9 protein-coding genes are annotated in these 11,871 nt (G+C 40.6%); 8 read left to right on the top strand and 1 reads right to left on the bottom strand.

Going from position 1 to position 11,871, the window contains the following annotated elements:
- Nucleotide 1: 1 nt before the first annotated feature.
- The gene (locus MKY96_RS15580; RefSeq protein WP_340941477.1) at nt 2-694 is read left to right on the top strand and encodes a hypothetical protein; all 693 of its coding nucleotides are present in this window, start codon (nt 2-4) and stop codon (nt 692-694) included.
- Between the two features lie 913 nt (nt 695-1,607).
- On the opposite strand, the gene MKY96_RS15575 is transcribed toward MKY96_RS15580, so the two are convergent.
- Nucleotides 1,608-1,862: a hypothetical protein gene (locus MKY96_RS15575; protein ID WP_340941476.1), complete on the bottom strand. Its 255-nt coding sequence runs from the start codon at nt 1,860-1,862 to the stop codon at nt 1,608-1,610.
- 119 nt (nt 1,863-1,981) lie between these two features.
- Between MKY96_RS15575 and MKY96_RS15570 the strand changes: the two genes are divergently transcribed.
- The 7 genes from MKY96_RS15570 (at nt 1,982) to MKY96_RS15540 (ending at nt 11,620) form a co-directional block, all read left to right on the top strand.
- A complete protein-coding gene (locus MKY96_RS15570; RefSeq protein WP_340941475.1) occupies nt 1,982-2,293 on the top strand; it encodes a hypothetical protein in 312 nt (103 codons plus the stop codon).
- A 283-nt stretch (nt 2,294-2,576) separates the two neighbouring features.
- On the top strand, nt 2,577-4,271 hold the full coding sequence (locus tag MKY96_RS15565; RefSeq protein WP_340941474.1) for a hypothetical protein: 1,695 nt from the start codon (nt 2,577-2,579) through the stop codon (nt 4,269-4,271).
- 16 nt (nt 4,272-4,287) lie between these two features.
- Nucleotides 4,288-5,700: a GBS Bsp-like repeat-containing protein gene (locus MKY96_RS15560; RefSeq protein WP_340941473.1), complete on the top strand. Its 1,413-nt coding sequence runs from the start codon at nt 4,288-4,290 to the stop codon at nt 5,698-5,700.
- 24 nt (nt 5,701-5,724) lie between these two features.
- Nucleotides 5,725-7,122, top strand: a complete 1,398-nt coding sequence (locus MKY96_RS15555) for an FG-GAP repeat domain-containing protein (protein WP_340941472.1) — start codon at nt 5,725-5,727, stop codon at nt 7,120-7,122.
- Nucleotides 7,123-7,740 (top strand): FG-GAP repeat domain-containing protein, encoded by a 618-nt coding sequence (locus MKY96_RS15550; protein WP_340941471.1) that lies wholly within the window; start codon nt 7,123-7,125, stop codon nt 7,738-7,740.
- Nucleotides 7,741-7,782: 42 nt separating this feature from the next.
- Nucleotides 7,783-9,984 carry a hypothetical protein gene (locus tag MKY96_RS15545; RefSeq protein ID WP_340941469.1) on the top strand — a complete coding sequence of 734 codons (2,202 nt, stop codon included), beginning with the start codon at nt 7,783-7,785 and terminating at the stop codon, nt 9,982-9,984.
- Nucleotides 9,985-10,045: 61 nt separating this feature from the next.
- Nucleotides 10,046-11,620, top strand: a complete 1,575-nt coding sequence (locus tag MKY96_RS15540) for a hypothetical protein (protein ID WP_340941467.1) — start codon at nt 10,046-10,048, stop codon at nt 11,618-11,620.
- Nucleotides 11,621-11,871: the final 251 nt, after the last annotated feature.

Below are 11,871 nucleotides of genomic sequence, written 5' to 3'. Positions count from 1 at the left end.
TATGAATATATCAAATCTCAGCACGAACAAAAAGGTTTTCTCCACTTCAATGGAAGAAGAAATCAATTTCCTTGCATTTTCTAATGATGAATTTTTTATTTCAAGGAATACTATAAGGAAAATTGATTTCAATGGAAATGTAATCGAAAATAATGAAGACAAAATAAGGACCAAATCGATTTGGATGGTCAATCTTAAAACCGATATGAAAAAAGAAATTATTAAAAGTGGAGAATTTGATATTAATGATGTTTATTTAACAGTAAATTATCTATATTATGTAAAAATTGTTGATGAAGATAACGACGGATTATTATTAGATAATGATTATCTTAGTGGTGAAGTATGGAGATTAAACAGAGCAACACTCGATAATGATTTTTGTTTCAAGGTAAACCCATTTTATTTTCATCGTTTTTTATCAGCAGACGATTCATATGTAATTTTTGTTTCAGAAGATCGAATTCCTGATGTAACTGAGATTGTTTTTTATAATTTGGCCACAAAAGAAAGAGCTGTACTAAAAAATGTCTATGAGAAAGATTGGAGCGATTTTAGAGTAGTAAACAATCAAGAAGGAGAGCCGGAATATTTTATCTATAAAGAGGAAATTAACGAAACATCTGAAAAAGATATATTCTATGTGCAGGTGCTTAATTGGAAGGACTTAATAGCTCAATTGCAATGGGGATAAATTTGAATGGGTGGTGATTGGGAATATCTTCTCAGTTACCACCTGCTTTATTTACAGCTTCGCTTTATAAACTAGGTTACGGTTGAGGGGCAGATTGATAATCCTCTGAGTCAGAATTTGTATACGTATGTGCATAATAATCCGTTGATTTATAGTGATCCTAGGGCTACACTTATTCTCTTTTACCAGGGTATACAGAAGTGGAGGCAGGAAAAGTGTACTTAGTTAACATCTTTGAACGTTCGAAAATGATGATAGCTGTTGAAGAAAAATAGTAGCCTCACACGGATAGTAATCGAGATGAAAGACCTCAATGAGTTAGGCATTTAGCAATGATCGAAATACTAGATGAGTTGAAAAACTCTCGATTATAACATAAGCAATAGAAGTCAAAAATATTATTTAGAGAAGATATTATTCCTTATCTTGATTTATTCGAACTGATTGGATTAGAACAAGCTCTATAGTATTGATCAAGACTGAGGTTTCAAACATATTTGAAGCACTGTATCGGACCGTTACAAGTTTGAGTAAGGTGATCTGCGAAGGGCTGGTGAATCATCCTCTATTAAAAGATTGGAAAGTGAATGTATATAACACAGAACTACATGGGGGTATACTCCCATGTGGTTTTTTCTACAATTTAATTAACTTCAGCTTCCTCACGGTATTGATTAAAGCCAAACTGTGATTAATTTATTGTGTAAACGACAAATTAAATTTCATTTCGACAAAATACAACCGTTCTCAACGTAGGTCAATTCCCTTATGATGGGTGAGGAAGTTAATGTGGGAGAGTGATGGAGTTGAAAAACGTAAAAAAGTCCTGTTTATAGGTGTGACAAGTGGCAGCGAGATGAAACAGGTGGTTCTCTAAAGGTTAAAGTAGCATCTTCGGGAGATCAATATCAGTTTAAAGGCCCGAGCCCGGGCGGGTGATCGAGATCAGCCGGTTCAGTGCATCGTAGGCGTAATTCGTCCTTTGGGCAGCTCCTCCGTTGCGAGATTCACTGACAGCGACCCGGTTTCCGTTGTTGTCATAGGTGTAGCTGTAACTGGACTGCGGACTTCCATCCCCCGCTACCATGACGGTCTCCAGCTTCTGGTCGACGTTGTTGATCTTCCCTTGTATCGTGCTCTTTTTCAGTTGACCGGCTTCGTCATACATATACGCAAAGCTGCTGATATCGATATTAAATTTCCTATAAAGGGAAAGAAAAGATGATTAAAAAAATTATAATTATGATTATGCTAATACTTAATTCAATTCTTATAATGGGGTGCGAGATGGATAAAACCGAAACGGAAAATTTTAAATTGGAAAATGATTTCAGAGACGAAGCTTTATTTATTATTGACTCACTCCAAATTTGTATTGATAATTTTGGTTTTTCCGAGTCGTTGAGAAAAGAAATAGATATCTTTTTTGAACAAGAGCATTCAATCCATGAGGAGGATATAAGTGGTAAAATTGCTGGGATTTATATGGCTTTTCTAGGTAAAACAGATTTTAAAAATAAGGAATCTACCTCCAATAAAGAATTATTAAGTCAGTTGAAAAAGGAGATTGCTGAAGTTAGAGAATTATTGAATGATTAAAATCAATAAGATATTTCTTCAGTCTCTAAAAATATTCGCTTAGATGTACGGATAAATTAAATTCAATACCGAACCACATGGGAGTATCTCCTCCATGTGGTTTTTTTGAATCGGAATAGTGAACTCCTCATTACAAAGATCCGAAAAATCTAAATGTGGCTGAAATATTACTCAATCGACAAAACAAGTTGCAATTCGACAAAATACAACCATTCTCAACGTTGGTCAACTCCCTTATGATGGTTGAGGAAGTTCTTAGAGAAAAGAGAGTGAGGGAATTATAATGCTGAGCAGCAAGACTAAAATAACATTCTACTTAACGTTATTAATCATTTCATTACTATTCATTAACGACACTGTGGCTGTGGGAGCGGCAGGAAAGACTTACTATTATGATACCAACGGGAGATTAGTAAACGAAGCATTGCACTCCAATGAGATTATGGAATATCAATATGATCTAAACGGAAATGTAAAGCGGAAGTTTAGAAGTAATAATATGCTTGTCAATCCGAATTTTGAGTTGAATGCCAGTAGAGCCACGGACATAGCCAGTGGTTGGGACAAATGGAGCGATACCGGAAGTGCCTTGTTTCAAGTAATCCCGGCGTCAGTAGTGTCTACGAGTGTGGCACAGAAAGTTTCAGCCTCGAATATGAGACTTGGTACGGCGGCATGGTTACTTCAAGATGTCACTGTCAAGGGAAACCTGCCTGTTCTATTTAATGGGGATATCAGTATCGAGAGTATTAACAAGGCCAAGGTGTCCTTATGTATACAGTATTTCGATGCAGCCAATACCCTGCTGTCTCAAAAAACAGTTGACTACCCTTCGGGATTTTCAAATAGTTATATGACTTTATCCTTGACGGATATCACACCACCTCAGACGGTTCGTGCGAGAGTCCATGTTGGAATCAGAACGGAAGAAGGGGGAGGAAGTGGTGCTTTTTATGTGGATAACATGGTATTCAGATATGATACCGCAGGCAATCTATTAAACAACCCTAGCTTTGAAAACAATCTATCCGGCCAAAAGGAAATCTCTGAAAGCTGGTCACGATGGTCAGATTCAGGCGGAAGTCTATTACAGGTAGTTTCTTCTCCTGTGACTTCAGGTGTAAGAGCTCAGAAATTGACAACGCCAACCATGAAGTCTGGAGGTGCCAGCTGGTTATTTCAAGATGTTGTAGTTGGAACAAACGTCCCTATTTCAGCTAACGGAAACATATATGTTGATCAGCTTACGTCCGCGAAAGTCTATATCGTTATCCAATTTTTTGATGAAAAGAATAAGTTCTTAACCCAGCAATCGGTGGACTATCCTACAGGGATACTCAAAAAGTATATGACGTTAGCTCTAAATACAACAACGCCATCGGATGCGGTTAGAGCCAGAGTGCATGTTGGGATTCAAGCCATTGCTGAGGGAGGCAACGGGTCCATTTATGTTGATCATATGGCTTTAAGTCATGATCCTCAAAGGAACATGTTATCTAATCCAAGCTTTGATACTAATTCCATGGCAAATGTTGGTGCGGCAGATAGCTGGCAGACATGGTCCGACACCGGGAATCATACTTTTCAAGTTGTGAGCCCTCTTCAGACAGCAAATACCTACGGACAGAAGTTCACTAGCGCTAATATGAAAAAGAACGGAGCAGCATGGCTGCTGCAAGATGTAGTGGTAAGCGGAAATAAGTTAGTCGAATTTAAAGGTAATATTTTAGTTGAGAGTACGGTGCAGACAAAGGTTGCTTTAGCTATACAATTTTTTAATCGTGATGATATCTTGCTCTCAGAGAAGTATGCCGAATACCCGGTTGAGGTCCTACAGAAATTCTCTATGCTGGCTTTAACCGAAAGAACTCCCTCCGATGCTGTGCGGGCGAGGGTTCATGTCGGATTACAAGCAACCGCAGCGGGCGGGAGCGGTACCTTTTATGTGAAGCAAATGATATTGAAATATAGTGAATAATGGAGCGTGTACTATCGTGAGTACGAAAATAGAGAAACTTGTTAAATATACCTGCCTTCTCTTTATCCTGTTTTTAGGATATGCTGCTTCATCTGCTTATGCTGAGGCGTCCAGTATAAACCATATCGTCGTTGATGCCATTGGTTCATCTCCACAGCGTATTTATACCTATAATCAAGGTCGGCTGGATAATGAGATTCTTCCGGACCGCACGATTAATCAATATACATATGATGCTAACGGAAATCTAATCAAGCGCAGCCGCGAGAATTCATCCGCACCACCCTACATATTCGATCTATCTTCAGTATCCTATGATATTTATATCCGCGGGGTTCAGCCTAATGTCCAGCAAGTGCACTTTCCAACATGGACTGCCTGGAAGGACCAGGATGATGTGGAGTGGATCGTAGGAGAGAAACTGGCCGATGGAGTCTGGAAAGGAACTGTAGTTTTCAATAGACATGGTGGAGAGACAGGTACATATATTACACATATTTATGCAGATGGGAAAATTGTTAGTGATGTAGGTGCAGAAGTAAGGAACAACGGAGTAACGGTTACAGCACCTGTACAAGCATCGCTGGCTGACGGTTTCTATACTGTGCAGGCTAGTGGTATACCGGAGAGTATCAAAGAGGTGCGCTTCCCTACGTGGACAGAGCATATGGGACAAGACGACTTGGTCAATCCCTGGATAACAGGTGAGAGACTTGCAGACGGATCTTGGAGAATTAAGATACCATTCAGTAACCACAATTTTGAAATGGGAAATTATATTACACACATATATTCATTTGACCGATATGGGAACAAGACAGGATTGGGCGGCAAAGTAGTCAATGTGGTAGGCGGCGCTGGAGGGTCTAAGGAGACCGACCTGTCCGGTGTTTCGTATGACGTATTCATCTATGGAGTAGATCCGTCCATCCAGAGTGTCCAATTTCCAACATGGACGGCGAACAATAATCAGGATGATATTGAGTGGATTGAAGGCGTGAAAGTCGGGAATGGCGTGTGGAAAGCAACAGTTGTGTATTCCAGGCACAATTCAGAGACAGGTAGGTATATTACTCATATCTATTCCAGTGGCAAGTTCCTTGGAGATTGGGAATATGATGTGACCAATTCACAAATAGTGAAAGCACCAGCAACTGCTAAGCTCGGTGAGGGCTACTATGAAGTCTCTATTGATGGAATTCCCGCTAACGTAACCCGCATGGAATTCCCAACATGGACGAATCAGAATGGCCAAGATGATCTCATTTGGTATCAAGGAGAACGTGAGAGTTCGTCCAAATGGAAAGTTCGGATTCCTTTTGCTAATCATGGGAATGAAACTGGGATTTATATCACACATCTCTATGCCAGTGATGGAAACGGAAATAGCCGGCCTGTTGGAGGAGTTACAGTAAATGTTAATCGTTAGTGAAATGATAAAGGATTGGGGGAAATGGATGACATGAAGATTGGAAGGGATTTAAAGATTCTAATTTGTATCATTGTATTTTTGTCTCTTATAATAAAGCCTTCACAGGGTTCGGCTGCTTCTGTAGATGAAGTGTTCAGGATCGTTGATAAAGGCGGAACCATATACAACTACGACCCCTCTGGTAGATTAACGGAGAGTCAAACTCATAGTGCAGTTGTCAAAAACAAATACGACTTGAATGGTAACCTGGTAACCCGAAATTCGGTAGTGAGAAGCCTGACACAGTGGCAGTTGGGAAACGGACTTGGCTCCAATACTCAATTCGTCAATGATGTGAATGGTGATGGGAAGGCGGATGCGGTTCTCTTTTTTAAGGATACGGGAACGTGGTATGTCGCTCTGTCGAATGGTCAAGGAATTAAGGGTTACCAGAGATGGATTACCGGCCACGGCGTGGGATCAGATGCCCAGTTTTTGGCCGACGTGAATGGGGATGGTAAAGCCGATGCGGTTATCGTAAATTACGGAAGTTGGTATGTAGCGTTATCCAATGGCAGTGGGTTTGAAGGTTATAAATTATGGGTGGCTGGGCATGGAGTTGGGGCTAGTGGTATGTTCCTGGCTGATGTGAATGGAGACGGCAAAGCAGATGCAGTTATCGAAAATAGCGGAAGCTGGTATGTATCCCTTTCTACAGGTCAAGGATTCCAGGCCTACAGCAGATGGGTTGAAGGATACGGTGTAGGAGCTTCCAAAGAGTTCCTCGCCGATGTGAATGGGGATGGTAAAGCGGATGCCGCTGTTTTCTACAAACAGGAAGGTTCATGGTACATAGCGCTATCAACGGGTAAGGGGTTCGAAGGCTACAAAAAGTGGATAGAAGGCCATGGCGTTGGTTCAGCGGATCAGCTTCTGGCCGATGTAAACGGGGATGGCAAAGCAGATGCCGTGATAGTCAATAATGGGAATTGGTATGTAGCTTTGTCAGGAGGTAGTTTCTTTAAAGCGTATGATAAATGGTCGACAGAAGGTGCCGTGGGAAGAAAAGTGTATTGGTTAGCTGATATTAATGGGGATCGCAAAACAGATATTGTTCACTACAATGAAGAGAGCGGAGAATGGAGCACATCATTATCAAGTGGTCAGAGCTTCCAAAATTATAAGGAGTGGTCACTGGAGGGTGGATCAGAGATTTTCTCTCAGTTTGTATCTGATGTGGATGGTGATGGGAAGGCGGATGCCGTTCTCTTTTTCAAGGATACGGGATCGTGGTATGTCGCTCTGTCGAATGGTCAAGGAATTAAGGGTTACCAGAGATGGGTTACCGGCCACGGAGTGGGATCGGATGCTCAACTGTTAGCGGATGTGAACGGAGATGGTAAAGCGGATGCAGTTATCGTGAATTACGGAAGCTGGTAGGTGGCATTGTCCAATGGGAGCGGTTTTGAAGGCTATAAATTATGGGTATCCGGCCATGGAGTTGGGGCCAGTGGCTTATTTCTGGCAGATGTGAACGGAGACGGCAAAGCAGATGCAGTTATCGAAAATAGCGGAAGCTGGTATGTATCACTTTCTTCAGGTCAAGGATTTCAGGCCTACAGTAGATGGGTTGAAGGATTCGGTGTAGGAGCTAGCAAAGAGTTCCCGGCAGATGTAAATGGGGATGGGAAAGCAGATGCCGTTGTATTTTACGAGCAGGAAGGTTCTTGGTACTTAGCATTATCTAATGGGAAGGGCTTTGAAGGGTATAGAAAGTGGATAGAAGGACATGGCGTTGGTTCAGCAGATCAGCTTCTGGACGATGTGAATGGCGATGGAAAAGCGGATGCTGTGAATATTAATAGCGGAAATTGGTATGTAGCATCATCAACTGGAACCAGCTTTACAGGCTATGAACCTTGGATTATGGGGTTTGGTGGTGTCGGTTCAAAATTATACCGGCTAGCAGACATTGACGGGGATCACCGTTTAGAAGCGATAGTGATTACCTCGGATGACTCGTGGTATGTGTGGGATTATCTATCTGGTGCTAATTGATTAAAAATGAAAATAGGCGGGAATAAGGAGCGAGACATTTCTATGAGCTTCAGGATAAAAAAGAAAATAATATATTTTCTTGCCTTAAGTCTAGTCTTTAATTTAGTTGGCATGTTCAATTCCGATTATATTGCGGCGGATGCAAGCATAGGTACAGGTAATTTAGTTAAAAACTCTGGTTTTGAAGCAACTACTAATGGCAGTAGCATAGCCGATAACTGGGTCTCACATGGGATAGGCAATTTCGAAGTTATCAGCTCAAAGGTCTCCGGAGGAAGCAAAGCACAGAAGGTTTCCATTAGTAATTTACCGACGAATCATTTTTCTGGTGTGAGCCAAACTTTATCGGTCAAACCCGGGCAACTGTATACTATGAACGGACGATTTTATATTGAAAGCATCTCCAACGCTAAAGTGCAATTATACGCAGATTTTTTTAATGCAGGGGCTTTTGTAGATAGTAAGGTTTACGAATTGCCTAGTCAGGCTACAGGACAATTTGTTAATTTGGGAGGAAATGGAGTTGTTCCTAAGGGAGCTACAACGGTTGTCATTTATGCTTTGATTCGTTCAGGTTCAGATGTTAACTCTGGAACTTTTATTACGGATAATATCTCATTTCAATATACTAATGACAGCAATCTGATTATTAATTCAGACTATGAGAACTTTTCAAACACACTTGCTAATTCAGACGACTGGGATTATACAACCTCATATAACCCGACATTTAGTTCCGTTGCCTATCCTTCATTAAGTGGAGCTAGAGCCCAGCAAATAAAAGTCTCATCTCTGCCGGTTAATGGATATGCCGGTATCTTACAGAAAATTAAGGTCGATCCGGGGAAGTCATTCCAAGCAAGCGGTGCATTGTTAATAGAGAATCTATCGAATGCCAAGGCTCAAATCTATATTGATTTTATGAGCTCCTCTGGTAATTATACTGGGACCACTATTCCCGAATATGCTAAATCGACCAATGGTACATACATGACACTATCTGATACAGGCCAAATTCCTAAGGATACAACTTATGCTGTTATATACGTAATCATTCGAGGGACAGGGAACAATGGTTCAGGAAGCATGTATGTGGACTCTTTGAATTTTCATTATACGAAGGAAGCTAATCTATTTAACAACGGGAACTTCGAAGCACCTGGTTCTAACGGCTTGGGAAGCGGGTGGTTGCCCAGTTACGGGAATGATAACCATACCTACAGATTAGTTTCGGAAAGCTACGGGAATACCGTTCAGCAAATCGATGCATCTAATATAAAAGCTAATGAGTATGTTGGAATAAGTCAGATGTTAAAAGTTGTACCTGCTAAAAAGTATACGATGAGCGGCAGATTAAAGGTGGATCGTATCAGCAATGCCAGGGTACAACTGTATGCAGATTTTTTTACAGGCTCAGGTGCGTTTGTTGATGCGAATATTGTAGAATTGCCTGCTACCACTCAAGGCGGATACATCACAATAGCTAATACTGGATCAGTACCTTCTAATGCTGATTACGCCCGTGTCTACGCTATCATACGTGCAACTAGTGGAGGCGGGGTGGCGAGTATTTATGTAGATGATATGAGATTCAGTTATAGTTCCAACTTAATTGATAACGCTGACTTTGAAGTAAGTAATTACGGGTCAGAAACACCGCTGAACTGGACAATTCATAAGCCTGTAGGAGTAGAGGATGAAATTCGGTTGGTTGAGAACAGTCCAGCTAAGGGTGCAACTACTAATTCTTATTCGGCAGCGGGACGTTTGCTTAACCAGACGCTTATACAAGGAACCCAGACTTATAATACATTTTACAAATATGACTTGAACGGAAATTTAACGAAGAAATCAACGGTGATAGGAACACTAGAGGCATTTCATAATCAAAAGTCAGTGGAAGTCAGGGGATTCGGGATTCCGGTTAATCAATATGTTGGCGTCTCTCAGACACTGCGTGTAATTCCTGAGAAGGCTTATATGGTTTCAGGCAATATTAATATCAGCTTGTTGTATCAATCCCGAGTGCAAATGTATATTGACTTTTATGCTATGGATGGGTCATTCGTCTCCAGCAGTATTAAAGACACCACTGAAGCGAATGGAAAGTATGTGTTACTGACGAATGAGGGGGTCATCCCAAGTAAAGCTGTATTCGCAAATGTATATTTTCTGATCAGATCTGCAGGAGAGTCTGGGGCGGGGACGTTCTATCTTGATTCGGCTAGTTTTGATTATAGATGAAATGATTTTTTATAGGAATATAGGAGAGTATAAATTGTGTTGAAAAAATTTAATTCAGAGAATGGGGAAAAGAATGAGTTATAGGAAGAGTTCACTTGGGGGAATTGTTGTATTTGTAATTTTTCTTGTTGGCTATTTCTCAAATGGTAATTTGATTTTTGCTGATAATGGTAAGAATCAAGAACTTCAATACTTTTATAATCAGAATCGATTGGACTTTATTTATTCAGAAGACAATTCATATTTAGATTTCTACTATGATCGGAACGGAAACTTGATAAATAAAATACATAGGGAGTTTGAAGGGTTTGAAAAAGGTAACATCTCGGCAACCAGCTTCATTCCTCTAATAGGTACACTATCGATGACCCAAGAGCCAAGCAAAGTTGTAAACGGAGCGTATTCAGCATATGGGGTTGGGGAAAAGAATGTGGAATGGACAGTGTTTATGATTTCAGATTTTCACAAGTTCAAACTTGAACCGAATACGCCGTATAGTGTGACGTTCAACTATAAAGTAATAGATAAGCCAGCAAGTGGAGGGTATTTTGACTTCTTTGTAAGGAGCTTAACCGGTAATGGAAAGGATGATGTAGGTTGGCTGACTTGGAATGAGGCCATCGGAACGAAGGGAAGTAAAAAGGTGGAGTTTGTGACTGGAGCGCAAAGTGATTATTTTCTGAACTTCGGGATGCGTAACGGTGGAGCAATTTCTATCGATGATATTAAAGTCACGAAGGAAGCGGAATCATTTGAAAAAGGGGACATTACAGCAACCCAGTATATGCCTCTGATAGGTACGCTATCGATGGCCCAAGAGCCAAGCAAGGTTGTAAACGGAGCGTATTCAGCATATGGGGTCGGGGAAAAGAATGTGGAATGGACCGTGTTTATGATTTCAAATTTCAATAAGTTCAAACTTGAACCGAATACGCCGTATAGTGTGACGTTCAGCTATAAAGTAATAGATAAACCAGCCAATGGAGGGTATTTTGACTTCTTTGTAAGGAGCTTAACCGGTAATGGAAAGGATGATGTGGGTTGGTTGACTTGGAATGAGGCCATCGGAACGAAGGGGAGTAAAAAGGTAGAGTTTGTGACTGGAGCGAACAGTGATTATTTTTTGAACTTCGGGATGCGTAACGGTGGGGCTATTTCTATTGATGATATTAAAATCACGAAGGAAGCGGAATCATTTGAAAAAGGGAACATTACTGCAACCCAGTATATGCCTCTAATTGGTACGCTGTCGATGACCCAAGAGCCAAGTAAAGTTGTAAATGGTGCGTATTCAGCGTACGGGGTTGGGGAAAAGAATGTGGAATGGACCGTGTTTATGATTTCAAATTTCAATAAGTTCAAACTTGAACCGAATACGCCGTATAGTGTGACGTTCAGCTATAAAGTAATAGATAAGCCAGCAAGTGGAGGGTATTTTGACTTCTTTGTAAGGAGCTTAACCGGTAATGGAAAGGATGATGTGGGTTGGCTGACTTGGAATGAGGCCATCGGAACTAAGGGAAGTAAAAAAGTGGAATTTGTAACTGGAGCGAACAGAGATTATTTTCTGAATTTCGGGATGCGTTATGGTGGAGCTATTTCTATTGATGATATTAAAGTTACTAAAAGGCCGTAACAGTAGCATCCTTACTATCTTGCTATGTGGAATCGACTTTGTAATGAACTGTTTCAGTTTTTCTTGGTCAATTGAACGGCGCTCCAGGGGAATGCTTCAGTTCTGGAAGTCCTCCTGTTTCATACGCTGTGATGACAATGGAATATTCAATAAACGGGGGTATGACTTATAAAAAGATATGTATTAATTTTATTAGCATTTGCTTTATTTATTAACTCTCAGACTGCCACAGCAATGAAATACACTTATTC

The sequence above is a fragment of the Paenibacillus sp. FSL R7-0302 genome (assembly GCF_038006885.1).
In the GTDB taxonomy this organism is placed as follows: Bacteria; Bacillota; Bacilli; order Paenibacillales; family Paenibacillaceae; genus Paenibacillus_AQ.
This window is presented reverse-complemented; position numbering and strand designations above follow the sequence as displayed.